Annotated in this window: 16 protein-coding genes, 3 tRNA genes, 3 rRNA genes and 1 pseudogene; 9 read left to right on the forward strand and 14 right to left on the reverse strand. The window is 58.6% G+C overall.

The features are described from left to right. Nucleotides 1-25: 25 nt before the first annotated feature. Nucleotides 26-1,051, forward strand: a complete 1,026-nt coding sequence (galE, locus tag ACZ41T_RS15680; RefSeq protein ID WP_464922286.1) for a UDP-glucose 4-epimerase GalE — start codon at nucleotides 26-28, stop codon at nucleotides 1,049-1,051. A gap of 95 nt (nucleotides 1,052-1,146) precedes the next feature. On the opposite strand, the gene recJ is transcribed toward galE, so the two are convergent. After that, nucleotides 1,147-2,862, reverse strand: coding sequence for a single-stranded-DNA-specific exonuclease RecJ (gene recJ / locus ACZ41T_RS15685; RefSeq protein ID WP_464922287.1), 1,716 nt, complete (start codon nucleotides 2,860-2,862; stop codon nucleotides 1,147-1,149). A 132-nt stretch (nucleotides 2,863-2,994) separates the two neighbouring features. Between recJ and ACZ41T_RS15690 the strand changes: the two genes are divergently transcribed. Beyond that, a complete protein-coding gene (locus ACZ41T_RS15690; protein ID WP_464922288.1) occupies nucleotides 2,995-4,455 on the forward strand; it encodes a 2Fe-2S iron-sulfur cluster-binding protein in 1,461 nt (486 codons plus the stop codon). Further along, nucleotides 4,456-4,902 (forward strand): hypothetical protein, encoded by a 447-nt coding sequence (locus ACZ41T_RS15695; RefSeq protein WP_464922289.1) that lies wholly within the window; start codon nucleotides 4,456-4,458, stop codon nucleotides 4,900-4,902. Here ACZ41T_RS15695 and ACZ41T_RS15700 read toward each other — a convergent pair. The 4 genes from ACZ41T_RS15700 to ACZ41T_RS15715 all read right to left on the reverse strand — a co-directional run bounded on the left by ACZ41T_RS15700 (nucleotide 4,884) and on the right by ACZ41T_RS15715 (nucleotide 7,945). Beyond that, entirely contained in the window at nucleotides 4,884-5,159 is a 276-nt protein-coding gene (locus tag ACZ41T_RS15700) for a hypothetical protein (RefSeq protein WP_464922290.1), read from the reverse strand. The genes ACZ41T_RS15695 and ACZ41T_RS15700 overlap by 19 nt on opposite strands. A 56-nt stretch (nucleotides 5,160-5,215) precedes the next feature. Beyond that, nucleotides 5,216-6,124 (reverse strand): hypothetical protein, encoded by a 909-nt coding sequence (locus ACZ41T_RS15705; protein WP_464922291.1) that lies wholly within the window; start codon nucleotides 6,122-6,124, stop codon nucleotides 5,216-5,218. After that, on the reverse strand, nucleotides 6,124-6,696 hold the full coding sequence (locus ACZ41T_RS15710) for a LemA family protein (protein WP_464922292.1): 573 nt from the start codon (nucleotides 6,694-6,696) through the stop codon (nucleotides 6,124-6,126). The genes ACZ41T_RS15705 and ACZ41T_RS15710 overlap by 1 nt, the downstream gene beginning before the upstream one ends. A gap of 67 nt (nucleotides 6,697-6,763) precedes the next feature. Beyond that, a complete protein-coding gene (locus ACZ41T_RS15715; protein ID WP_464922293.1) occupies nucleotides 6,764-7,945 on the reverse strand; it encodes an iron-containing alcohol dehydrogenase in 1,182 nt (393 codons plus the stop codon). Nucleotides 7,946-8,212: 267 nt separating this feature from the next. On the opposite strand from ACZ41T_RS15715, the gene ACZ41T_RS15720 reads away from it, so the two are divergent. The 6 genes from ACZ41T_RS15720 (at nucleotide 8,213) to rrf (ending at nucleotide 14,137) form a co-directional block, all read left to right on the forward strand. After that, nucleotides 8,213-8,289, forward strand: a tRNA-Met gene (locus ACZ41T_RS15720). A 247-nt stretch (nucleotides 8,290-8,536) separates the two neighbouring features. Beyond that, nucleotides 8,537-10,071: ribosomal RNA gene (locus ACZ41T_RS15725) — 16S ribosomal RNA — on the forward strand. A gap of 50 nt (nucleotides 10,072-10,121) precedes the next feature. After that, a tRNA-Ile gene (locus tag ACZ41T_RS15730) sits at nucleotides 10,122-10,198 on the forward strand. A 141-nt stretch (nucleotides 10,199-10,339) separates the two neighbouring features. Continuing rightward, nucleotides 10,340-10,415: transfer RNA gene (locus ACZ41T_RS15735), tRNA-Ala, on the forward strand. Between the two features lie 326 nt (nucleotides 10,416-10,741). Continuing rightward, nucleotides 10,742-13,808, forward strand: a 23S ribosomal RNA gene (locus ACZ41T_RS15740). Nucleotides 13,809-14,023: 215 nt separating this feature from the next. Further along, a 5S ribosomal RNA gene (gene rrf / locus ACZ41T_RS15745) occupies nucleotides 14,024-14,137 on the forward strand. The 16S, 23S and 5S rRNA genes sit together here with 3 tRNA genes alongside, the layout of an rRNA operon. A 103-nt stretch (nucleotides 14,138-14,240) precedes the next feature. Here rrf and tnpC read toward each other — a convergent pair. The 9 genes and pseudogenes from tnpC to ACZ41T_RS15790 form a co-directional block, all read right to left on the reverse strand. After that, nucleotides 14,241-14,834 (reverse strand): annotated as a pseudogene (gene tnpC / locus ACZ41T_RS15750) (IS66 family transposase); the annotation flags it as partial. A 39-nt stretch (nucleotides 14,835-14,873) separates the two neighbouring features. Further along, on the reverse strand, nucleotides 14,874-15,245 hold the full coding sequence (locus ACZ41T_RS15755; RefSeq protein ID WP_464922294.1) for a diacylglycerol kinase: 372 nt from the start codon (nucleotides 15,243-15,245) through the stop codon (nucleotides 14,874-14,876). Next, nucleotides 15,242-17,290 carry a bifunctional DedA family/phosphatase PAP2 family protein gene (locus ACZ41T_RS15760; RefSeq protein WP_464922295.1) on the reverse strand — a complete coding sequence of 683 codons (2,049 nt, stop codon included), beginning with the start codon at nucleotides 17,288-17,290 and terminating at the stop codon, nucleotides 15,242-15,244. The genes ACZ41T_RS15755 and ACZ41T_RS15760 overlap by 4 nt, the downstream gene beginning before the upstream one ends. Before the next feature lie 270 nt (nucleotides 17,291-17,560). After that, on the reverse strand, nucleotides 17,561-18,754 hold the full coding sequence (locus ACZ41T_RS15765; RefSeq protein WP_464922296.1) for an FtsX-like permease family protein: 1,194 nt from the start codon (nucleotides 18,752-18,754) through the stop codon (nucleotides 17,561-17,563). Further along, nucleotides 18,736-20,268 (reverse strand): efflux transporter outer membrane subunit, encoded by a 1,533-nt coding sequence (locus ACZ41T_RS15770; RefSeq protein ID WP_464922297.1) that lies wholly within the window; start codon nucleotides 20,266-20,268, stop codon nucleotides 18,736-18,738. Before ACZ41T_RS15770 ends, ACZ41T_RS15765 begins: the two co-directional genes overlap by 19 nt. After that, nucleotides 20,265-21,206: an efflux RND transporter periplasmic adaptor subunit gene (locus ACZ41T_RS15775; protein WP_464922298.1), complete on the reverse strand. Its 942-nt coding sequence runs from the start codon at nucleotides 21,204-21,206 to the stop codon at nucleotides 20,265-20,267. Before ACZ41T_RS15775 ends, ACZ41T_RS15770 begins: the two co-directional genes overlap by 4 nt. Then, a complete protein-coding gene (locus tag ACZ41T_RS15780) occupies nucleotides 21,203-21,922 on the reverse strand; it encodes an ABC transporter ATP-binding protein (RefSeq protein ID WP_464922299.1) in 720 nt (239 codons plus the stop codon). Before ACZ41T_RS15780 ends, ACZ41T_RS15775 begins: the two co-directional genes overlap by 4 nt. Nucleotides 21,923-22,075: 153 nt before the next feature. Further along, complete coding sequence (locus tag ACZ41T_RS15785; protein WP_464922300.1) at nucleotides 22,076-23,503, reverse strand: heavy metal sensor histidine kinase; 1,428 nt, start codon at nucleotides 23,501-23,503, stop codon at nucleotides 22,076-22,078. Then, the gene (locus tag ACZ41T_RS15790; protein WP_464922301.1) at nucleotides 23,481-24,155 is read right to left on the reverse strand and encodes a heavy metal response regulator transcription factor; all 675 of its coding nucleotides are present in this window, start codon (nucleotides 24,153-24,155) and stop codon (nucleotides 23,481-23,483) included. Before ACZ41T_RS15790 ends, ACZ41T_RS15785 begins: the two co-directional genes overlap by 23 nt. Nucleotides 24,156-24,393: the final 238 nt, after the last annotated feature.

A 24,393-nucleotide genomic window follows, 5' to 3' on the forward strand; every position in this document is an offset into this window, starting at 1 on the left:
ATAACCAATTAAAAAAACAGAAAAAATGGGGGAGATAAATTTGAAAGTTCTATTGACCGGCGGGGCAGGTTATATCGGGTCGCATACCGCAGTGGAATGCCTGGCAGCGGGGCACGAGGTGGTGGTGTTCGACAACCTGTCGAACAGCAGCGTGAAGTCGCTGGACCGGGTGGCGCAGATTGCGGGCAAATCGGTGACGTTCGTGCAGGGCGATATCCGCGAGCGCGCGGCGCTGCGCGCATTGTTCGCCCGGCATGAGATTGACGCGGTGGTGCATTTTGCCGGGCTGAAGGCGGTGGGCGAGTCGGTGGAAAAACCGATCCTGTATTACGACAACAACATCGCGGGCAGCATTGTGCTGTTCGAGGAAATGACTGCTGCCGGCGTGAAATCGGTGGTGTTCTCGTCGTCCGCCACGGTGTATGGCGACCCGGCGACGGTGCCGATCACCGAGGATTTTCCGCTGTCGGCGACCAATCCCTATGGCCGCTCCAAGCTCTTCATCGAAGAAATGCTACGCGATATTGCGCTTGCGGACGCGGGCTGGAAAATTGCGCTGTTGCGCTATTTCAATCCGGTGGGCGCGCACGAGTCGGGTCTGATCGGTGAAGACCCGCGCGGTGTCCCCAACAATCTGATGCCCTATGTGGCGCAGGTGGCGGTGGGGCGCCGCCCGCAACTCAGTGTGTTCGGCGGCGACTACCCGACGCCCGACGGCACCGGGGTGCGCGATTACATCCATGTGGTCGATCTGGCGCGCGGGCATGTGGCGGCGCTGAACACGCTGCTGAAGCTGGGCGGGGTGCAGACCTGGAACCTGGGCACTGGCCGCGGCGTGAGCGTGCTCGATATGGTGCATGCGTTCGAAGCGGCGAGCGGGAAGCCGGTGCCATACCGGATCGTCGCGCGGCGCGCGGGAGACGTGGCGCAATGCTGGGCCGATCCCTCGCGGGCCGCGCGTGACCTGGGCTGGCGCGCGGAATACGACTTGCCGCGTATGTGCGCGGATGCCTGGCGCTGGCAGCAGGGCAATCCGGAGGGATACGCCTGAGAGGCGAGATTCAAGATTCAAGTTGCAGGCCCCAAGGGCTACGCGCTTTAGGTCAAGCCAGGATCGCCTTGTGGCTTGTCACTTGAATCTTGTAACTATTCCCCCGCGGGTTCCCAGTGTTGCAGCTTTAGCTGCAGCGATTGCTGACCATTGTATTCGTTGGGCATGAGGGCGTAGACGGCGCGGATGCGGTCGGGCAGCGGATCGGGGTGGAAGAAGCGCATGGCATCGAACACCTCGCCTTCGCGCGCGAGTTTGAGCTTGAGATGCTTTTCGCCGACGACGCGCTGTGCCACAACATCGAAGGTGGCGCAAAACAGCGGGGCGGGGAAGCCCTGTCCCCAGACGGCGTGGTCCAGCTCGATGGCGAGTTGGTAGCTGTGGTCGGTGGCGTCGAGTTCGCCGTCGGTTTCGATTACACCTTCGAGGTCGGCGGGGTCGATCAGCTCGCGTACCACGGTCTCGAACGCCCGGCTGAATTCTTCGTGACGGCCGGTGGAAAGGCTGAGCCCGGCCGCCATGGCGTGACCGCCGAATTTGAGGATGAGGCCGGGATGGCGTTTGTCGATCAGATCGAGCGCGTCGCGCAGGTGCAGGCCGGGGATGGAGCGGCCGGAACCCTTGAGTTCACCCGACTCTCCCGTTCCGCCATTTTCATTGCTGGCCAGCACGATGGTGGGGCGGTGGAACTTATCTTTCAGCCTTGAGGCGAGGATGCCGATGACGCCGATGTGCCAGCCGGGCTGATACGCGGTGAGGCTGTGGCTGTCGGAGGGGTTGAAGCTGGCGAGGATGGCGAGCGCCTCCTCCAGCATGTCGGCTTCGACGTCGCGCCGCGTCCGGTTGAGGGTGTCGAGCTGCTGCGCCAGCTGCTGCGCGGTGGCGGGATCGTCGGTCAGCAGGCATTCGATGCCGAGCGCCATGTCGTCGATGCGGCCAGCGGCGTTGAGCCGCGGGCCGAGCATGAAACCGAGATCGAACACGGTGGCGCGCGCGGGGTCGCGTCCGGCGGCGCGGAATAGCGCGTTGATGCCGGCGCTGGCCTTGCCCGCGCGCATCCGCGCCAGACCGTTTTCGATCAGGGTGCGGTTGTTGGCGTCGAGCCTGACGACGTCGGCGACGGTGCCGAGGGCGACCAGGTCGAGCAGTGCGCGCAAGTCGGGTTCGGGCTGCTGCGCATACGCGCCGCGCTGGCGCAGTTCGGCGCGCAGCGCCAGCAATACATAAAACATTACCCCAACCCCAGCCAGGTTCTTTGAGGCGAAGCCGCAGCCCGGCTGGCTGGGGTTGACGATGCAGGCGGCATCCGGTAAGGCGTCGCCGGGCAGGTGATGGTCGGTGACCAGCACCGGGATGCCGAGCGCGTTCGCCGCCGCCACGCCGTCGACGGCGGCGATGCCGTTGTCGACGGTGACGATCAGATCGGGCCGGCGCGCGGCGGCGAGTTTGACGATGTCGGGGGTGAGGCCGTAGCCATGTTCGAGCCGGTTGGGCACCAGAAAATCGACCTGTGCGCCGAGCAGGCGCAGGCCGCGCACACCGACCGCGCAGGCGGTGGCGCCATCGGCGTCGTAGTCGGCGATGATGAGCAGGCGCTTGTTTGCGGCGATGGCGTCGGCCAGCAGCGCGGCAGCCCGTTCGACGTGCAGCAGCCCGACGGGCGGCAGCAACTGCGGCAGTCGGTGCGCGATCTGCTCGGGATGGGTGACGCCGCGTGCGGCATACAGACGCGCCCAGGCGGGCGCGAGGCCGGCCTGTTCGAGGGCGGTGCGGGCGTCGGCGGGGCAGGGGCGGGTGGTGACTGAAGGCATGGTGCGATGGAACATCGTGTAATTAGAGCGTGGTGCGATTGTATTGGCAGAAGCACCAGGCAAGCGAATCGGGATCCGGAACCCGGTGGATTGCCGATTCTGTCCGTCAGAAACACGTAGTAACATGATCCCATGAGTCATTTACTCCCGCTTTCCCGTGTGGCCAAGCTGATCAATCAGCCGCGTCATAAGCTGCAGGAAGTGATCCGCAGCGGTCTGCTGGCGACCTTCGATGGCATGGTCGAGCTCGACGAGTTGCTGCGTATGTTTCCCGATGTGAAGTGGGATGACGACGCAGAGTTTCGCCGGGTTCAGGAAATCAAGGACAAGGCGTTTGCCAAACGGGTGTACGAAAACGTGTTGCCGGACAAGGAAGTGCTGGCGGCACGGCTCACAGAGTTGGGCGACGAGTATGCCGCGGCCAGGACCCTGTTACTGCATTACGGTAACGTGATGGCCTGGCTGGACGAAAAGATCGACGAATTCGACGAAGAAGCCAGCGCCGAAACACATCATGCGCTACACAGCGTGCGCGCATTTCTGCTGCGCAACCTGGCCGAAATGCCGCCCGATGCGCTGCTGGCGCAGGCAGCGATTGCACAGGAAAGGATACTTAAAGTCATGTCAGCCCATGTCACCATCCAGCCAAGCGGCCACGAATTCATTGTGGAGGGCAACGACACGTTGCTCGATGCTGCGCTGCGCAACGGCATTTCGCTCAACTACGGCTGCAGCAACGGCAACTGCGGGGAGTGCAAGGCACGGCTGGTTTCGGGCGAGGTAAAAAAAGTCCGTGCCTACGACTACATGATGAAGCAGGCCGATAAGGATGCCGGGGTGATTCTGCTGTGCGCGTATGCGCCGGTGAACGATGTGGTGATCGAGACCAACGTGGAAGGCGCGCACGCCATTCCGGTGCAGCAGATCAGCGCCAAGGTCAAGTCGGTGGAAATATTCAATCCACAGATGGCCGCACTGCATATTCTGACGCCGCGCAGTCAGCGTCTGCGATATCTCGGCGGGCAAAGCATTGAGGTGTCGATCGATGGCGGCCGCGGGCGATACGCCATTGCCAGCTGTCCGTGCGAAGACCGCAATATAGAATTGCAGATTCCGCATCGCCCCGGTGATGTGCTGGCCGACGCGGTGTTCACCGCGCTGAAAGCTGGCGATACGGTCGCGTTGGAAGGCCCGTTCGGCGAATTCGTGCTGGATGAAGATTCGCCGCGGCCGGTGATTTTTCTTGCCTTCGGTATCGGCTTCGCGCCGATCAAGAGTCTGGTCCAGCACGCGATGTCGCTGGAACTGGCCGAATCGATCGACCTGCACTGGGTGGCCGACGAGGCCGGCCATTATCAGGACAATCTGTGCCGTACCTGGGCCGATGCGCTGGACAATTTCAATTACGTGCCCCATGCGCAGCCCGATGACCTCGACGCTGTGCTGGAGGCCATCGTGCTGGATTACCCCGACCTGCATCGCTTCGACGTTTATGCAGCGGGCACCGCAGCGCAGCTGGATCGGGCGCGGGCACATTTTGTGCGCCAGGGCCTGCCGGAAGTACGCTGGTTCGCGGGTGCGATCGACGCCTGAATGCTGCGGGTCCTGCTTTATCTGTGGGCATTTCCGGTGACCCTGCTTGGCATGCTGGTGGCGTTCATCGCGCGCGGCAGCGGCGGCGCCCTGCTGCGGGTGGATGGCGTGCTGGAGGCCGCGGGTGGCTGGCCGGCATGGGTGTTAAGGCGGAGCTTGCCGTTCAGCGGCGCGGTGGCGGCGATCACGCTGGGCCATGTGGTGGTGGGCGTGTCGCTGGACGCGCTGACGGCAACCCGTGCGCACGAGCGCGCGCATGTCAGGCAGTTCGAGCGCTGGGGCGTATTGTTGCTGCTGTTGTATCCGCTCGCCGGCCTGCTCGCGTGGGTGCGCGGCGGGGATCCGTATTGCGATAATTTATTTGAACGTGAGGCGCGTGCCGCGGCGGCGGCCCCGGAAAAAGCTGTCCGGCCAGGCTCAGCCGGGCCTCACTCTATCGGGCGGTGAGCGCCTTCACCGGGTTCGCCGGTGTCGGGATCGATCCAGTCGGATATGCCGATTTCCTCTTCGGCCTCTGCCACCGTTTCGCCGGGCTCAAAGTCGCTTTCGGCACTGTATTCCATGTCCTGCACGGCTTCCAGTATGCTCGGGAAAGGCCCATATTCCTCGCTGGTATCGGCATCGATCCAGTAACAACCATCGGGCCGCTCGACGATGCGGGTGTGGTCGTAGTCGGGTGGCGTTTCGGGTATGAACTGTTTCATTGCGCGTCCTCCGTGTCTCAACTATAGGGCGCTAAGCCAGGCAGGGCAAGCGTCATTCAGAGCGTGCGCTCGACGAAGGTCAGGCCCAGCAGCGCGGCCATGATCAGCACCAGATGCGCCCAGCTCCACAGACGAAAATGCCGCATCAGTGCGGTGACTTCGCGGTTGGCAATGAGGAAGGGGCGGCCGTACGCAGGCTGACGCATGAGGTGAATGCCGTCTTTCAGGCGGATATCGAGATGGGCGAGGTCGACCTCATCGGATGCGGCCTGGCGCGCGCGCTCCCATTCGTCGAGGCCGATTTCGCCGTCGCGGTTGGCGTCGAAGCGTTCCAGCAGGGCGGACTTGTCGCGTTTCCATTCGGCCAGCAGGGTGGAAAGATCGGTTTTTTTGTCGAGCACGGCGTTGGGGCCGCCGAGAGTGACGTGCTCGCCGATGACGTAAAGAGTTTCGCCTTCAACCAAGGTCCACTCGGTTTTGCGATAGCCCCCTGCGTTTGAAACCTGCTTGCGTGAGGTGAGGATTTCGGCGCCGTCGGGGTCGACAAGGACCATGCCGCTGCCATCGCTGATACCGAAGGTGTCGTGCGAGATGCCGGATTCGACATGTTCCCAGCGATTGCCGTTTTTGCGTTCAACGCGGTAGCGGTACCACAGGCAGGGCAGACCGCTGAGCGGGCTGACCAGGTCGGCGCCCGGCGGCTGCCGGCCGCGGCCGACCAGCCCGATATAGCCTTGCGGCGCGGAGGCGATGCGCGAGGTCGGCGTGTCTGCCACGGCGCGGTAGCGCTTGAGGTTGGCGTACCACGCCCAGAAGCTGGTCAGCCCGACCAGCGTAAAACTGATCTGCCAACCGATGCGCGAGTGCAACTGGAAACCGAGCAGCAGGATGAGCAGGTTGCCGCCGCCCAGCACGAGATTGGCGTAATCGTGCCGCCATTCGGCCGCCCCGTACGTGTAAAACATCAGCTATTGAAGAGCTGTTTCAGGTCGATGTCTTTCTTTTCCTCGGCGACAAACCGCAGCAGCGAAAACTGGCGGAAGCCGAACAGCCGCGCGACGACGGTGTCGGGGAACTGTTCGACGCGCACGTTGTTGACGTTGACCGAGTCGTTGTAAAACTCACGGCGGTCGGCGATGGCGTTTTCCAGCCCGGTAATTCGCCCCTGCAGATGCTGGAAGGTTTCGTTGGTTTTCAGCTCGGGATAGGCTTCGGCGACCGCAAACAGATTGCCCAACCCGAGCCGCAGCGCGCCTTCGGCCTGCCCCAGCGCGGGAATGTCGTGCGATACGCGTGCGCTGGCCACCTGGCTGCGCGCCTGCATCACCTTCTCCAGCGTTTCCTGCTCGAATTGCATGTATTGCTTACAGGTCTCGACCAGTTTGGGCAGTTCGTCGTGGCGCTGTTTGAGCAGGATATCGATGTTCGACCAGGACTTGCCGACGTTGTGCTTCAGCGTCACCAATTGGTTGAAGATGAACACGCCGAAAACGGCGAGCAGGGCGAGCACGATAAAAAAAACCAGGAGGCCGGACATGATGTGCTCCAGATGATTGAGTCGCAGGAATAGCGGATGGCGTGCGTTTAACTTGAGCGCGGCATGGTCAAATCCGCGCCGCGAGAATGGCTGCGATGTCGCTGTCCTCGAGCAAGACCGGATTGGTTTTCATGCTGCTACCGCGGCTGTCGGCCACGATGCGCGGAATGTCGGCCGGTGTCACTCCGTAATGTGCCAGCGTCGGCAGCCCAAGCGCGTGGGTCCAGGCTTCCAGTGTGTCGATCAGGGCGACATGGGCGGCTTCCTGGTCCAGATGGCCTTGTTTGCTCAGCAACCGCCCCACCTGCGCGTATTTTCCCAGCGCCGGATGCGCCGGTTCGCGCGTGCGCAGCGCTTCGATATTGATGCGCGTGGCCATCGCCACCAGTGTGCCGCACGCCACGCCATGCGGAATCGGGAAGAATGCCCCCAGCGGCGCGGCCAGTCCGTGTACCGAACCAAGCCCGACCTGCGCCAGCGCGATGCCCGACACCAGCGCCGCGTACGCCATCCGCTCGCGCGCCACGGCGTCGCCGGCACCCACGTATAAAGCCAGCAGGCCGTCGCGCGCGGCCTTCATGCCGCCCCAGGCGAGCGAATCGGTCAGTGGTGCGGCGCGGCTGGAGACAAAGGACTCCAGCAACTGGGTGAAGGCATCCATGCCGTTCGCCGCGATGACTGCAGGCGGGCAGGTCGCCAAAAGATCCGGGTCGACCAGCGCGACTTCCGCCACCAGTTTCTCATCGCGGAAGGACTTCTTGAAGCCATCCATCCCCGGCACGCTCAATACCGCATTCTTGGTCGCTTCCGAGCCGGTGCCCGCCGTGGTCGGTACGGCGATGAACGGGGTGGCAGGGCCGGCGTACGGTAACTCGGGCCCCACGCCTTCCAGATGATTCATCACCGAATTGCCGGGCTTGAGCAGGCCGGCGATTGCCTTGGCGGCATCCAGCGCGCTGCCGCCGCCGATGCCGATGACTACATCGATGGGCTCCAGGTGCAAGGCGCGCACGGCCTCGTCCACCATCTGCGGCGACGGTTCGCCCGGGATGGCAAGGTGCAGCCACGAAATGCCCTGCGCTTTAAGCCCCGCCGTCACGGCCGGCCAGAACGACGAGCTTTTCAGCGAGCCGGCACCGGTGACGAGCAAGGCATGCGCGCCATATCCGCGGGCAAGGGCTGGTAATCTGGCCAGCACGCAGGCGCCAAACTCGATGCGCGGCAAGCGCGAAAGGGAAAACTCGGTCATGCGCACACTCAACTCCCTGTCCATGCAAGCCTTGTATGGTAGCGACAAGGGCAACCGCCTGTCTGCCTGGCAATTTTACGTGGTGGGATCGCCGCCGCCCCGTCATCCGGTGGGAGGGAATGGTTTGGCATGGCCAGCGTTGAAATCATTGGAGGATCCGTCTTCCAGGGCAGTCTGGCCTGATCGGAAAGCCGAAGAAGTGTTGACGTCCTCGGGGAGTCTTTGCTATAGTCTCGCTTCTCGATTGACGCGAAACATTGCGACAGGCGCGGGGTGGAGCAGTCTGGCAGCTCGTCGGGCTCATAACCCGAAGGTCGTAGGTTCAAATCCTGCCCCCGCAACCACTTCGAAATAAGTGTTGACGTTTTATGTGAACTACGTAGAATGCGCACCTCTCGAAACGGCAACGCAACGAATGCGAAGTCATAAGAGACTGATCTTTAACAATTTACAGCCGATAGGTGTGGGTGTTGTTGCGGTAGCTGGCCTGGTTTAGGCTGGGTTGGCAACTAGCATAAATGCTCACACTTGAATTGAAGTTAATTCATTTTGAGTTTGAGCGAAGCAGTATTTGAAGTAATAGCAGAGATTGAACTGAAGAGTTTGATCCTGGCTCAGATTGAACGCTGGCGGAATGCTTTACACATGCAAGTCGAACGGCAGCACGGGAGCTTGCTCCTGGTGGCGAGTGGCGAACGGGTGAGTAATGCGTCGGAACGTACCGAGTAATGGGGGATAACGCAGCGAAAGCTGTGCTAATACCGCATACGCCCCGAGGGGGAAAGCAGGGGATCGCAAGACCTTGCGTTATTCGAGCGGCCGACGTCTGATTAGCTAGTTGGTGGGGTAAAGGCCTACCAAGGCGACGATCAGTAGCGGGTCTGAGAGGATGATCCGTCACACTGGGACTGAGACACGGCCCAGACTCCTACGGGAGGCAGCAGTGGGGAATTTTGGACAATGGGGGCAACCCTGATCCAGCCATTCCGCGTGAGTGAAGAAGGCCTTCGGGTTGTAAAGCTCTTTCAGCCGGAACGAAACGGTACGCACTAATATTGTGTGCTAATGACGGTACCGGCAGAAGAAGCACCGGCTAACTACGTGCCAGCAGCCGCGGTAATACGTAGGGTGCGAGCGTTAATCGGAATTACTGGGCGTAAAGCGTGCGCAGGCGGATTATTAAGCAAGACGTGAAAGCCCCGGGCTTAACCTGGGAATGGCGTTTTGAACTGGTAGTCTAGAGTGTGTCAGAGGGGGGTGGAATTCCACGTGTAGCAGTGAAATGCGTAGATATGTGGAGGAACACCAATGGCGAAGGCAGCCCCCTGGGATAACACTGACGCTCATGTACGAAAGCGTGGGTAGCAAACAGGATTAGATACCCTGGTAGTCCACGCCCTAAACGATGTCAACTGGTTGTTGGGGGAGTGAAATCCCTTAGTAACGAAGCTAACGCGTGAAGTTGACCGCCTGGGGAGTACGGTCGCAAGATTAAAACTCAAAGGAATTGACGGGGACCCGCACAAGCGGTGGATGATGTGGATTAATTCGATGCAACGCGAAAAACCTTACCTACCCTTGACATGTCCAGAATCCTGCAGAGATGCGGGAGTGCCCGAAAGGGAATTGGAACACAGGTGCTGCATGGCTGTCGTCAGCTCGTGTCGTGAGATGTTGGGTTAAGTCCCGCAACGAGCGCAACCCTTATCATTAGTTGCTACGCAAGGGCACTCTAATGAGACTGCCGGTGACAAACCGGAGGAAGGTGGGGATGACGTCAAGTCCTCATGGCCCTTATGGGTAGGGCTTCACACGTCATACAATGGTCGGTACAGAGGGTTGCCAAGCCGCGAGGTGGAGCCAATCCCAGAAAGCCGATCGTAGTCCGGATTGTTCTCTGCAACTCGAGAGCATGAAGTCGGAATCGCTAGTAATCGCGGATCAGAATGCCGCGGTGAATACGTTCCCGGGTCTTGTACACACCGCCCGTCACACCATGGGAGTGGAATCTGCCAGAAGTAGGTAGCCTAACCGCAAGGAGGGCGCTTACCACGGTGGGTTTCATGACTGGGGTGAAGTCGTAACAAGGTAGCCGTAGGGGAACCTGCGGCTGGATCACCTCCTTTCTAGAGAAAGCCGCTTCAACACTCACACCTATCGGTTGTTATTTTTAGCCGGGCTTGTAGCTCAGTTGGTTAGAGCACACGCTTGATAAGCGTGGGGTCGGAAGTTCAAGTCTTCCCAGGCCCACCAGACAGCGTGGTGGCTTGGCGGTTTGCCTGATTGGCCTCTGGGTTTCGAGAGTCGAGCAGAGCAAGGCGCGAGACACCGCCGTGTGCTGGTGCACACAAGGTGTCGAGCAACGCAGCAATGCGAAGGCTATCGAAAGACAGAGGGGGATTAGCTCAGCTGGGAGAGCACCTGCTTTGCAAGCAGGGGGTCGTCGGTTCGATCCCGTCATCCTCCACCACCTTCCGGACGTATCGACGCTTGGGTGGTGGATAAAAGTAGTACCTATCAAAGTGAATCGTAAGAACTGAGGCTCAAGGCTTTAGCTCTTACGCTTTATGCGTAACGGCTGATCTTTAAAAATTTGGAAGAAGGTGGGATATTTGTGATGGGAAAGTATCGCCTCGGCGATACCTCCTTGAGCGAAATCCCAACATGGGTTGAGATTGTATTAACCATACAGTCAGGCGCCGAGCCTGGGTGTATGGCAAGCAAACACACCTGTAATGCGAGATTCGATGTGCGCAAGCCTGTTTGGTTGTGTGTGGCGAGTCCTCAAAATTATAGGGTCAAGCGACTAAGTGCATGTGGTGGATGCCTTGGCGACTACAGGCGATGAAAGACGCGTAAGCCTGCGAAAAGCTTCGGGGAGCTGGCAATAGAGCTTTGATCCGGAGATCTCTGAATGGGGGAACCCACCCGTAAGGGTACTCCTGGCTGAATACATAGGCCGGGTAGAGCGAACCGAGTGAACTGAAACATCTAAGTAGCTCGAGGAAAAGAAATCAACCGAGATTCCCATAGTAGTGGCGAGCGAATTGGGAAGAGCCTTCATGATTTAGCATTTTTGTTAGTGGAACAGTCTGGAAAGTCTGGCCATAGTGGGTGATAGCCCCGTACGCGAAAACAAGAGTGTGGAACTAGGCATGAGACAAGTAGGGCGGGACACGTGAAATCCTGTCTGAACATGGGGGGACCATCCTCCAAGGCTAAATACTCGTAGTCGACCGATAGTGAACCAGTACCGTGAGGGAAAGGCGAAAAGAACCCCGGGAGGGGAGTGAAATAGATCCTGAAACCGCATGCATACAAACAGTGGGAGCCCCTGCTTCAAGCACCTTTAAGATTCTTTCGAGGAGCATCGCGTAGCGATGCGACTCAAAAGGTTTAAGAAGGAGTGAAATGGGTAAGCCTTAAAAGCTTGCTCGAAGTAGGAGGGTGACTGGCGATTTGAGCGAAAGCGAAAAGCGTCGGTGGCCCTGCGAGAACACCCGGAGGGTGTTTGAAGCAGGGGTGACTGCGTACCTTTTGTATAATGGGTCAGCGACTTACGTTCCGTTGCGAGCTTAACCGAATAGGGGAGGCGAAGCGAAAGCGAGTCTTAATAGGGCGCATAGTAGCGGGACGTAGACCCGAAACCGGATGATCTATCCATGGCCAGGATGAAGGTGCGGTAACACGCACTGGAGGTCCGAACCCACTAATGTTGAAAAATTAGGGGATGAGCTGTGGATAGGGGTGAAAGGCTAAACAAATCCGGAGATAGCTGGTTCTCCTCGAAAGCTATTTAGGTAGCGCCTCATGTATCACTCACGGGGGTAGAGCACTGTAATGTTAGTGGGGGTCATTGCGACTTACTGCGGCATAGCAAACTCCGAATACCGTGAAGTGCGAGCATGGGAGACAGACATCGGGTGCTAACGTCCGGTGTCAAGAGGGAAACAACCCAGACCGACAGCTAAGGTCCCAAATGACGTGCTAAGTGGAAAACGATGTGGGAAGGCATAGACAGCTAGGAAGTTGGCTTAGAAGCAGCCATCCTTTAAAGAAAGCGTAATAGCTCACTAGTCGAGTCGTCCTGCGCGGAAGATGTAACGGGGCTAAGCACGTAACCGAAGCTTCGGATATGTAATTTATTACATATGGTAGAGGAGCGTTCTGTAAGTCTGTGAAGGTGTTCTGTAAGGGATGCTGGAGATATCAGAAGTGCGAATGCTGACATGAGTAGCGATAAAGGGAGTGAAAAGCTCCCTCGCCGAAAACCCAAGGTTTCCTGCGCAACGTTCATCGGCGCAGGGTGAGTCGGCCCCTAAGGTGAGGCAGAGATGCGTAGCTGATGGGAAACGGGTTAAAATTCCCGTACTTTTGTTTACTGCGATGTGGGGACGGAGAAGGTTAGGTGATCCGGGTGTTGGATGTCCCGGTTTAAGTGTGTAGGCAGATCCCTTAGGCAAATCCGGGGGGTTAATGCTGAGGCATGATGACGGTCTCTCATTGAGAGCGAAGTCACTGATACCAAGCTTCCAAGAAAAGCCACTAAGCTTCAGGTAAACGAGAACCGTACCGCAAACCGACACAGGTGGGTAGGATGAGAATTCTAAGGCGCTTGAGAGAACTCGGGTGAAGGAACTCGGCAAATTAGCTCCGTAACTTCGGGAGAAGGAGCGCCCCGGTAGAGTGTAGAGACTTGCTCTTGAAGCTCGATGGGGTTGCAGTGAAATGGTGGCTGCGACTGTTTATTAAAAACACAGCACTCTGCAAACACGAAAGTGGACGTATAGGGTGTGACGCCTGCCCGGTGCCGGAAGGTTAATTGATGGGGTGCAAGCTCTTGATCGAAGCCCCGGTAAACGGCGGCCGTAACTATAACGGTCCTAAGGTAGCGAAATTCCTTGTCGGGTAAGTTCCGACCCGCACGAATGGCGTAACGATGGCCACACTGTCTCCACCCGAGACTCAGCGAAGTTGAAATGTTTGTGAAGATGCAATCTCCCCGCGGCTAGACGGAAAGACCCCATGAACCTTTACTGTAGCTTTGCATTGGACTGTGACGGGACTTGTGTAGGATAGCTGGGAGCCTGTGAAGCGAGGACGCTAGTTCTCGTGGAGGCGACGTTGAAATACCAGCCTGGTGTCGTTGCGGTTCTAACCTGGGTCCCTTATCGGGATCGGGGACCGTGCATGGTGGGCAGTTTGACTGGGGCGGTCTCCTCCTAAAGTGTAACGGAGGAGTACGAAGGTCTTCTAGACACGGTCGGACATCGTGTTGATAGTGCAATGGCAAAAGAAGGCTTGACTGCGAGACTGACACGTCGAGCAGGTGCGAAAGCAGGTCATAGTGATCCGGTGGTTCTGTATGGAAGGGCCATCGCTCAACGGATAAAAGGTACTCTGGGGATAACAGGCTGATTCCTCCCAAGAGTTCATATCGACGGGGGAGTTTGGCACCTCGATGTCGGCTCATCACATCCTGGGGCTGTAGCCGGTCCCAAGGGTATGGCTGTTCGCCATTTAAAGTGGTACGTGAGCTGGGTTTAAAACGTCGTGAGACAGTTTGGTCCCTATCTGCCGTGGGCGTTGGATATTTGAGGGGGGCTGCTCCTAGTACGAGAGGACCGGAGTGGACGTGCCTCTGGTGTACCGGTTATGACGCCAGTCGTATCGCCGGGTAGCTAAGCACGGAAGAGATAAACGCTGAAAGCATCTAAGCGTGAAACTTGCCTCAAGATGAGATATCCCTTGTGATTCGATCACACTGAAGGGTCGTTCGAGACCAGGACGTTGATAGGCTGGGTGTGGAAGCGCAGTAATGCGTTAAGCTAACCAGTACTAATTGCCCGTGAGGCTTGATCCTATAATTTTGAGAAGCAGCTGTATTTAATGCAGCGGCAGCGTGTGTAAGCACGATACAACCTCAGCCCAAAAACCTTCTTCCAGACACGCCGACCCAGGTCGTCGTGACATATTGCAGTCGGCCGAGTGATTGAAAGATCGCAAAGCACCCCAGACAATTCGAATGCTGGGTCAAGGCGCAACCGAAACCGGTTGGCCTTGGTCCTCACCCCTTTGTCTGACGACCATAGCAGAGTGGAACCACCCCTTCCCATCCCGAACAGGACGGTGAAACGCTCCCGCGCCAATGATAGTAGGCATCTCGCCTGTGAAAGTAGGTCATCGTCAGACTCCATATCCGTGCCTAACAGCACACTAAAACCCCCTCACAAAAAGAGGGGGTTTTTTTATTTTTTGTAAGCGCCCATCCGCCCCGTCCTCGCAGCAGCAAGATTTACGGCAATACGGTTTTCAGCGGCAGCAACTCATCAATCCGGCTATTGGACCAAGCAGGCAATTTCTCCAAAGTATCCTTCAGCCAGGCATGAGGATCCAGGCCGTTGAGCCTGGCGGTTCCCAGCAGACTCTGAATGGCTGCCGCCCGTTTTTCTGCGCGCTCCGAGCCGGCGAACAGCCAGTTCTTTTTCCCGATCGCGATGGGCCGAATCGCGTTCTCCACCGGATTGTTATCGATCGGCAGCACGCCGTTGTCAGCGTAGCGCATCGGCGCTGGCCAGCGCTTGATACTGTAATCGAGCGCCCTGGCCGTGGCATCGCCATTGGCGACGCCGAGCCGGGTCTGCATCCGCCAGGTTCGCAAGGTATCCAGCCTGGGGCGGGCGTCGGTCTGCCGCAATTGCAAGCGACACGCCGCATCCATTCCCCGTGCTTGCCGTTCCACCTCATACAACTCCCCGATCCGGCGCAGCGCCTCGGCAGCGACCGGGCTTTGGTTGGCCGCATAAAGGTCAAAGAACTTGCGACGTGCATGCGCCAGGCAGCCCAGTTCCGTGACGCCATGCGTAAACGGCGCCTTGTAACCGGCGTAGGCAGGCAATGGGACATGATCGCCGCTGTATGATTTTTATCAGGACAAGACGTCCAGCGCGACCAGCACGACGATGATGCCCACGATCAAAGCGCCCGCGCTTAGCAACAAAACCGCCCCTGCCGCGCAGTCCTTGGCGGTTTTGATCGCGGGGTGAATCTCGGGATGCAAATGGTCGATGAGCGACTCCAGCGCCGTATTGAATAGCTCCGCCGCCAGCACCAGCAAGGCAATAATCAGGCATATCGCCCACCATACGGCCGACACCCGCAGCAGCAAAAGCGCAGCCGGCAGCGCGATGGCGAAGGCAGTCTGAATACGAAAACTCCGCTCGTTTCGCCACGCCGCGGCGATGCCCGCCCAGGCAAAGCCGAGTCGGTGTCGCATCGTTTTATTCTTCATGTCATTCATTCCGGTTGATAGATCAGTAGCACGCCTTTGTCCCACACAGTTTCTTCGCTTGCCGCCGCAGGCACGCTTTTACGGTCGACAAGTCGTGCCTGCAAGCCTGCAAGACTCTCAAGCAAAACCCGGCGCGGTGCGTTGAAATCCTGACCGTCATGCGGCAGGTTAAACCAGGCCAGTGGGCGGCTTATGCTTTCTTCTGCCACGGTCCCGACCCATATGGGTGTGCGTGGTGCCTGCAACATTTTCTCTGTTGGCCACAAGCGCAGCACCAGGCGCTGGTCTGGCTTGCCCTTGACCGGGTAGATCAAAGCCAGTGTTTCGTGGCGACCATCGTGAACATGAGGCAGTAGCGGCAATTGCATGGCCGGGCGATGGGTGTCGAGCCAAAGCAGCAGGCTCTTGCCGGTTAGGGGCACCGCCTCCCGCCATCCTTGCGCCATCAATCTGGTACGCAGGAATTCGATCGATCCAGCCCACTGAACGGTAAGTGGCTGCTCGTATTCACCCTCGATGTCGATGCGCCAGGCAGGCAGGGTTTGCCAACTCTGGTTCCACCAGTCTTGCTGGGCAATCAGCGTGGATGGCCGGTGAACTGCGTAGCGTGCGATGTCGGCGTCACGCTGGGTCGTGGCGTGAACGCCCGCGCCCACAATGAGCGCAATAGCCGCCACGGCCAGCAGGCCGTGCGCCGAGACCGCAGGCGCCGGGCGGCGCAAGTACGCGATGCCCAGCAGCGCCACCCATGCCACCCCGAAACTTAACCCGCCCAGCACGTCGGACAGCCAGTGCGCACCCAGGTAGATGCGCGAGAAAGCGATCAGGCCTGCGAGCAAGGCCATGACGCTGAACACCACGAGTTGTCCGCGCAAGGACAGTTCGCGTGCGCTTAACACGGCCAGAAAGCCGAAGATGACAATGCTCATGGCCGCATGACTGCTGGGGAAGCCGAACGCGATGCTGCCGTCGTACAAAGGCAGCGGGCGTGGCAGGCCGAATCCCACTTTGAAAATCACGGTGAGCATCGCACCAAAACTCGCTGCGGCGAGCCAGTAGGCAGCTGGCCGCCAGGCGCGTTTCCACGCCAGCCATAGCAGCACTGCGGTGATGACCGGCAGCGTCACCGCGGCATCGCCCAATTCGGTGAGCACGATCATGACGCTATCGCCAAAGGGCGTGCGCAGCCCTTGAAACAGGTGATAGACCGTCCTGTCGACCACCACCAGCGGATCGCCGGTAAGCACGTCCTCGATAATCCCGAAGAACATCCAGGCGGCGGCAATCAATACCGCTGCGAACACCAGCAAGGCGCGGGATTCGGGACGCGCCGGGTCGAGCAGCGAAGCGACCATGCCCCGCAACGACCAGGTTCTTGTCGGCAGCGCCCTGCCCGCCCAGGCCTGAAGCTGACCCAAGCCGTGTTCGACGCGCGGTTGCAGCCAGATCACGCTGCGGCTGACGATCCAGATGCTGCTCCAGGCCAGGATCGATAGCAGCACGAGGGTCAAAGCGAGGCGTGTGGCCACCGCCCCCGCCAAGCCCAATGAGGCACCGAAGACGACGCCCGGCAAGATATAAGTAGGCGCCCAGCCGAGCGCAGACAGAATATTGGCCGCGTAGAAGCGTGCCGGAGTCATGCCGAGCATGCCCGCTACCGCCGGAATCACGGGGCGAATGGGTCCGACAAAGCGTCCCAGGAAGATGCTCATACCGCTGTGCCGATGAAAGAACACAGTGCCTTTTTCCAGTAGTTTCGGATAACGGCTGAAAGGCCAGCGATTGCGCAGTTCAGCACGGTAGTGACGGCCCAGCCAGTAGCTGCTGGCGTCTCCGGCAATCGCGCCTGCGGCTGCACAAGCCAATGTGGCCCATAGGTCAAGCGGGCCGACCGCTACGACGGCGCCTGCGCCGAACATGATGAGTGCGCCTGGAACGAACAGCCCCACGACCGCGAGAGACTCTGTGAACGCGGCGAGAAAAACTGTCGCATAGGCCCACTCAGGATGTCGGGCAATCCAGGCGATCAATCCGCTGAAATTGGCAATGTCCACTATCGCTTGTTGCTTGCCTTGGAGTCAGAAAAGATTTCAATAGCAACAGTAGTCAAAATCGAGGCCCTTTGGGGTGTCCGCTGTACACAGTGCAGGACATGCATTCATAGATAGAGCCACCCTTCATCTCGTCTTGTAACACGGATTGCATTCTCTAAAAAGCTGCGTAAATCATGTGCATTCGGTGATCGCCAGATGCCCATAATTTGAGCGCGGGCCCAAGGAACTGCACTGGGGAATGTTTACTAAAAATGAATTCGTAACGGTTCCTCAACGTCCCGCAAACACCACACCTGGCTCCATCTTCAATACAGGGCGGATGCTTAGCGCAGCGGCAACCACGCTGATGAGTACAACGGTCACGGCGCCCAGTACAGGTGTGAACCACATCATGCGAAACGGATATCCGGCCAGGATGGCCAATTCTCCAATGATGGCGCAGAGCCCTAGTCCGAGACCGGTTCCAAGGAGTCCACACAAACCAGCCTGGGCGAACACCATGGTCAAAAGCAGCCGTGGTGTGGCCCCCATCGCACTGAGCACAGCATAATTTCGCAGGTTTTCGTTGGTGAACATATAGAGCATCACCCCGGTTACGCCAAAGCCAACTGACATGGCCAGGGTAAGCATCGCTGCGATGTCACCCACATCTTCGGAGTTGACGAGAAACCAGCGAACGGTATCGGATTTAAAGTCTGCAGACGTGCGCGCGCGCATACCCGTTGCCGACTCGATGCGAATCGCCAGGGCCTCAGGCGCTACGCCCGGTGCGGCGGTTGCAAGCACGAAGGTGAGCCGGCGACGCTCTGGCGGCAGAATCCGGGTCGCGTTCGAAACAGTCGTATAGAGCAACGGGCGCGGCGGAAACAGGGGGAGTCCCTGTGATCTCCCTGCAATCCTGACGAGGTGATCATTGACGAGCAATTCGTCGCCTGCCGCCAGTTCACGTGTCGGCGCGTCGAGATGCGGTTGGTCGCGTGGCCACTGATCCGCAACTTGAAATGGCGTCTCCAGCTTGCCATTGGATCCCCCTGCATCGACCACCACGGCGTCAGGCACTCTAAGCAAGCCAGGTGTCACGCTGTCTTTCATGGGGGGCAGACCTGTCAGCGTCACGTCATCGACACCAATGATCTGAAACGGCTGATAACGTCCGTTGGGAAAACGGACCTCCGCCGTGGCCAGTATGAGCGGCACCGCCGACTGAACGCCTGCAACACTGCGGACTCTTGCCAATACCTGTTGTGACATGTTGGTCGTCTGCTCGACTGAATTGACCGCCGGGTCCATCACCCATACATCTGTGGTCGCGTTCTCGGAGATGAGCGCGTAGCCGCGCGTCATGATGCCGGCGAAATAGGATGCAGCGAACGTCACCAGGAATGACGTGAACGTAATGCCAAAGATCAGGCCCACATATTTGGCGCGATCACCCAGCAGCATTTTTACGGCCACGCGTAACATTTTGGCGCTCCTTCTGCGCGTGCGGACTGGCAGGGTAATGGCTGATAGTGGGAATTGGGCCTGGTCGTAACCGGTTCCAGTTCAAGGCCCCCACCCAAGGCCTTGTGCAATGCCACCCATGCTGTTGCCACTGCAGCGTCGCTGCGCGTCAGATCAATCCGTGACTGAAACAAGGTTTGCTGAGCGATCAGAACATTCCGAAAATCAGTGAGGCCACTTTTATACAGCGCTGTCGACAGGGTGACCGCGCGCTCGTTCGAATCTACTGTTTTAGAGAGTGAAAGCCGGTGAGCGCCTTCATTGCGAAAGGTGGCGATGGCATTTTCAACCTCCTCATATGCAAGCAGGATCGTCTTTCGATAATTGATCAAAGCCTCTTGCTGCTCGGCATCGCGGACTTCGATATGGGCGACAATGCGTCCGCGCTGGAAAATAGGCCATGTGATCGATGGACCGATCGACCAGTATCGGCTGCCTGCATTGAAAAAGTCGCTGCCTGAGCGACTCTCCAGGCCGAGGGCGCCGAGCAAAGAAAATTTCGGGTACAAATCCGCCGTTGCAATACCGATTCGTGCGGTTGCCGCCTCGAGCTGGCGCTCTGCTCGCAGGATGTCCGGACGCTGCCGAAGCAGATCGGAAGGCATGCCCAGGGGCAGCGATGAGGGTCCGGTTGGAATTGGCCTTGGCGCACGGAGCTCCTCAGACAATTCCCCTGGCGCGAGGCCGAGCAGAATGCCGAGGCGATGCACGCTTTGTTCGCTTGCGTTTTCCAGGGCGGGGATGCGGGAGGCGATTGCGTCGACTTGAGATTCGGCACTGGCAACGTCCAGGTCTGTGGCCATGCCACTCCGATAGCGTACTTTGATCAGATGAAGACTGTCCTGCTCAGCCAGAAGGCTGGTACGCGTGATGGCCAGCGCCTGCTGGGTGGCGCGCAGCGCAATATAGTGACGGGTAACTTCGGCAAGCAGCGAAAGTATGACGCCGTTCCGGTCATGCAACGATCCCTGATAGTTTGCATCCGCGAGTTCGGTTGAACGGTGAACGCCGCCGAAGAGATCAAGCTCCCATCGTGCGTCGAATCCTGCATGAAACAGGTCTTCAGACTTCGTTGCATCCAACGCAGAGGGTGGGGCCACACTTGTAGACGTCGAGCTTGGGACGTTCTCGCTTTCGCGTCCACGGGTATGCGAGCCGGTTGCACTGACCGTGGGCAAGCGTAATGCTGTCGCGATACCGAGATTTGCACGTGCCGCACGTATTCGCGCTTCGGCACCTTGTATGTCGAGATTGCCCTGAACGGCGCGCTCGATCAGGGCGTTGAGTTCCGTGTCGTTGAAGCTTCGCCACCATGATGCCTGTGCAGCAGGTGGGGACGAAGTGGCACTTTCGGGTGCTTCGCTCCAGTGGGCGGGCACATCAAGCGCCGGTCGATGATAATCGGGTCCCACAACGCACCCACCGGTAGCGATAGCGAGCATCAAAAACAAGATTCGTCGCAACCGGATGATCACGGCGCCTTCACGGACGACGGGGTTGATGCGGCTTCAGGCGAAAGTTTGTCTACGTTTGTCTCGATGAACACATCGACTTGCTGTCCCACGTAGACCGGCAAAGCCGTGTGGTCAAAGCTATAGATGACCTGCAAGGCACGCGTATCGACCCGTTCGGTGCTGGCGCCGGTCAGCGATTTTTTTGGCAACACGAACGGATCGACGCGTTCAAATTTCAGTGCGGTGTGTAGCGTCGGTTTGCCGCGCACAAATGCCACGGCACGCGCACCCGGTTGAACACGCCATGCATCGTTCTCGTCGATGTCGGCACGCACGAACAGCCAGTCATCGTTTCCGATCAGCATCGAAGCAGCCCCGGGCGCGCCGCCCTGGACGAATTCACCGACGCGCATCGTGTTTTGCAATATGCGTCCGCGGATTGGGGCACGTACGGTATGCCGATTTATATCCATCTGGATCTGCACAACCTGCGCTTGGGATGAAGCCTGCTCGGCTTCGGCAAGCTTCACTGCAAAGCGCCGACGGTTTAACTCCTCGACGCTGATGGCGCGTTTATCCGATACGCTGTCGGCAAGTTCGAACTGGCTTCTGGCTTGCGCCAGGCGTACGGCTATTTCTTTTATTTTCGCTGTCGCCAACAGGCGTTGCGCTTGCTGTTCACGATCGTCGATTTTAAACAGCTTGTCACCCGCTTTGACCTGGCTGCCTGTGCTTACGTAGAGCTCAACCACAATACCGGGCACTGGCGTACCGACAAGGATGTTGCCCGTGCTGGCTTCGATGATGCCCGAGCCGGCGACGTAGGACGCAAAAGGCGCCACGGGCGACTGTGCTGCCGGTTTGGAGACGGGCGGTTGCCGATTGCCGATCAGCACCATCGCGACGGCCAGGAGCAGACCAATTAGCGCGAGTATCGGCAGTAAATATTTACGCATCATTGGGCCTGTGCCTGCTCGGCGCCAACGCTTATGTCGATTATTTTCCCGTCTTCCATATGCGCGATGCGGTCGGCGAATTCATAAATGCGGGCGTCGTGTGTTACGACCACCAGCGCGCGGTCGGGCGCTTGCGCCACATCGCGCAGGATTTCCATCATGGCATGTCCGGTGGCATGGTCCAGGCTGCTGGTTGGTTCGTCGCAAATAATGATTTTGGGATTGTGCACCAGCGCGCGGGCGATCGCCACGCGTTGCTGTTGCCCACCACTGAGTTGGCCCGGAAGGGCATCTTCGCGTTCTGAAAGTCCGACCTGGTCGAGAACGGCCCGAGCACGTTGATCGGCAGACTTGCGTTCCTCACCGCTGATCAATAGCGGCACGGCTACGTTTTCGGCGGCGGTCAGCGAAGGGAGCAAATTGAATGTCTGGAAAACAAACCCGATAGACGACCCGCGAAAGCGCGCCCGCTCGTCGGTATTCATGTCCTCAAAGTCTTTGCCGAGTACCGTGCAATTCCCCCCGTCGCGCTTGAGGATCCCGCCGATGATTGATATCAGGGTGGTCTTGCCACAGCCGGAAGGACCGGCCAGGATGAGCAGTTCCCCCTGGTAGACATCGAGGTCGATCCCGCGCAGGGCCGTTACTTTCGCATCACCGACACCATAGTCCTTCGTGATACCGGAACACTGGACGGCAACGTCCTGGCTTGGATTCATTGCTTTTCTATCCCTTTTTTGTCGCGGTAAGCTGCGTTTGACCGGAGGATGATAGAAGAACGGGGAAACCGGAAGATGACCGCAACCTGACCAATTGGTCATCTTTGAACGCGTCGACCTCGAAGCATAAGCTCGCCGTGAGATGGAGCCGGATCAGGCAGTACCTGCGGCTGCAGGAAACGTCAGCGTGACGGCCGTGCCACGATTAATTTCGCTCTGGATTGAAACCGTGCCGCCATGCAAATGCATGATCGACTGTACGATGGCAAGGCCGAGTCCTGTGCCTTGACCCTGCCGCGCGCGCGCGCCATCGACCCGGTAAAAGCGCTCAAGTACATGGGTCAAATCTTCGGGTGCTATTCCGCACCCGGTATCGCTTACGGTAATTTCAGCCGCGTCATTCCGCAGCGTCTTCGCATCGATGACGACTCGATCGCCGCTTGGCGTATGGCGAATCGCATTGGCGACAAGATTGCCCAAGGCACGCCGCAAGAGGCCGGAATCCGCTAATGCCCTTCCAGTGCCATGGGCAATCAGGGTGACGCCTTGCTCATCGGCCATCGCCTGATAAAAGGCGCATACAGCGGCAATTTCCTGCTCAACGTCCAGCCATTTCTTGTCGATCTGCGCGGCCGGCTGTTCGGTGCGGGCAAGAAACAGCAGCGCATCCACCATATGGGACAGACGGTCATATTCGTCCATCGATGATTCAATGCAAGCTCGGTAATCCTCATTGGATCGGTCCCTGGAAAGCGCGATTTCTGCTTCGCCTCGCAGGATATGGAGCGGCGTGCGCAGTTCGTGTGCAATGTCGGCCGAGAAGCGTGAGATGCGAGCAAACGAGTTTTCGAGGCGCGACAGGAGGCGATCGAAGTTGGTCGCGAGCGGCCCCAGCTCCAAAGGCCAGGCCTCATCGCCGACTCGGCGATGCAATTGACCCGCGCCAAGCTCATCGACGATCGCGGCAAGCCGCGATGCGGGCTGCATTCCGCGACGGGCAATCAGGTAACCGCCGGCAATGGCAATTGCCAGGGCGATGACAACGGATAACAACACGCTGCCCCGGTAAGCTGCCAGTAGTTGCGCCTCTTTCGATAGGCTCATCGCTGTGTGCACGGTGAATAGCGCGTTTTCCTGGAATTTTCCGGACATCAGACGGTACTTCTTCCCGTCGCTGGAAAACCAGTCCCGCCCGTGTTCGTCTATTGCGTGTGGGGAATTTATGAAAGTCTCACCGCTGTCAAAAATGGCGCTGGGTGTTGGGCTGTCCGCAACGATATCTTCCTGCGCATTCAGCACCCGGATATAGATGCCTGGAAGCGTATCCGCCTCGTGTTGAACCTCTTCGCGCAAGGCCGCGTAATCATTTGGGTGGAGCTTCAGAACGGCGCGCACCTCGGCGATTTTTCCCGCCAGTAGCCGATCATTTTCCTGCTGCAACCGATCCGCGAGCACCCAATACAGCACACTGCCGACCGAGGCGATCAGCGCGATGCTGAGCAGCGCATACCAAAAGGTGAGGCGCGCGGCAATCGAACCGGGTATCCCTATTGCAGCCTCAGTCCCGCTCTTCCAGAACATAGCCAACCCCACGTAGTGTGTGAATCAATTTTTGCTGGTATGGATCGTCCGTTTTTCTCCGCAATCTGCGGATTGCAACATCGACAACATTGCTGTCGCCGTCAAAATGCATATCCCACACCTGCTCTGCGAGCCTTGTGCGAGTCAATACTTCGTCCGGATGGCGCAGAAGATATTCCAGAAGCCGGTATTCCTGGGGTGCAAGATCAATCTGTTTCCCGGCCCTCATTGCTTTATGCCGCAATAAATCCATTTCGAGATCGGCGAATCGGAGCATCTCGGTTTGCCGAGCGGGCGTCCGACGCAAAATGTTGCGTACCCGCGCAAGCAGCTCCGAGAAGGCGAACGGCTTGACCAGATAGTCGTCGGCGCCTGAATTCAAACCCTTCACACGGTGGGAAACATCATCCAGCGCGGTGAGCAGGATGACGGGCTGATCCTGCCGATGTTTGCGAATTTCCTGCAGCACCCACCATCCATCGCGCTTCGGCAGCATGATATCGAGCACGACCATCTCATAGTCGCCCGTCGCCGCCAGATTGAATCCATCCGCACCGTCTGCTGCAACATCGACAACATAACCTTCCTCATTGAAACCCCTTGTGAGGAAGGCGGCTGTCTTGGATTCATCTTCAATGATCAGAATTTTCATCGTTGGCTCTCGGCTGCTGGCGAGTAGCGAAGCACAGCGTTAGCGTGTTGAGTGGCGACATGCGCGCTTCCTGCGATCAGCAGGATAATGGCCACGAGTATCGTCAACTCCTTCGCTCCAAATTCCTCGCGGGATTGGTAAAAGAAGTAGGCGACGGCCAGTGCCGCCACCCATGCCGCCCAGCACGTCAGACAGTTCAGATTACCATTCCCTCTTGCCCATCTGGGAGTCGCATGGC

The sequence above is a fragment of the Thiobacillus thiophilus genome, assembly GCF_055378705.1.

Coding starts and splice junctions, on each gene's coding strand:
- galE (WP_464922286.1), top strand. CDS start 26: ATGGGGGAGATAAATTTGAAAGTTCTATTGACCGGCGGGGCAGGTTAT.
- recJ (WP_464922287.1), bottom strand. CDS start 2,862: ATGCCTTCAGTCACCACCCGCCCCTGCCCCGCCGACGCCCGCACCGCC.
- ACZ41T_RS15690 (WP_464922288.1), top strand. CDS start 2,995: ATGAGTCATTTACTCCCGCTTTCCCGTGTGGCCAAGCTGATCAATCAG.
- ACZ41T_RS15695 (WP_464922289.1), top strand. CDS start 4,456: ATGCTGCGGGTCCTGCTTTATCTGTGGGCATTTCCGGTGACCCTGCTT.
- ACZ41T_RS15700 (WP_464922290.1), bottom strand. CDS start 5,159: ATGAAACAGTTCATACCCGAAACGCCACCCGACTACGACCACACCCGC.
- ACZ41T_RS15705 (WP_464922291.1), bottom strand. CDS start 6,124: ATGTTTTACACGTACGGGGCGGCCGAATGGCGGCACGATTACGCCAAT.
- ACZ41T_RS15710 (WP_464922292.1), bottom strand. CDS start 6,696: ATGTCCGGCCTCCTGGTTTTTTTTATCGTGCTCGCCCTGCTCGCCGTT.
- ACZ41T_RS15715 (WP_464922293.1), bottom strand. CDS start 7,945: ATGACCGAGTTTTCCCTTTCGCGCTTGCCGCGCATCGAGTTTGGCGCC.
- ACZ41T_RS15755 (WP_464922294.1), bottom strand. CDS start 15,245: ATGAATGACATGAAGAATAAAACGATGCGACACCGACTCGGCTTTGCC.
- ACZ41T_RS15765 (WP_464922296.1), bottom strand. CDS start 18,754: ATGTTACGCGTGGCCGTAAAAATGCTGCTGGGTGATCGCGCCAAATAT.
- ACZ41T_RS15775 (WP_464922298.1), bottom strand. CDS start 21,206: ATGATGCGTAAATATTTACTGCCGATACTCGCGCTAATTGGTCTGCTC.
- ACZ41T_RS15780 (WP_464922299.1), bottom strand. CDS start 21,922: ATGAATCCAAGCCAGGACGTTGCCGTCCAGTGTTCCGGTATCACGAAG.
- ACZ41T_RS15785 (WP_464922300.1), bottom strand. CDS start 23,503: ATGTTCTGGAAGAGCGGGACTGAGGCTGCAATAGGGATACCCGGTTCG.
- ACZ41T_RS15790 (WP_464922301.1), bottom strand. CDS start 24,155: ATGAAAATTCTGATCATTGAAGATGAATCCAAGACAGCCGCCTTCCTC.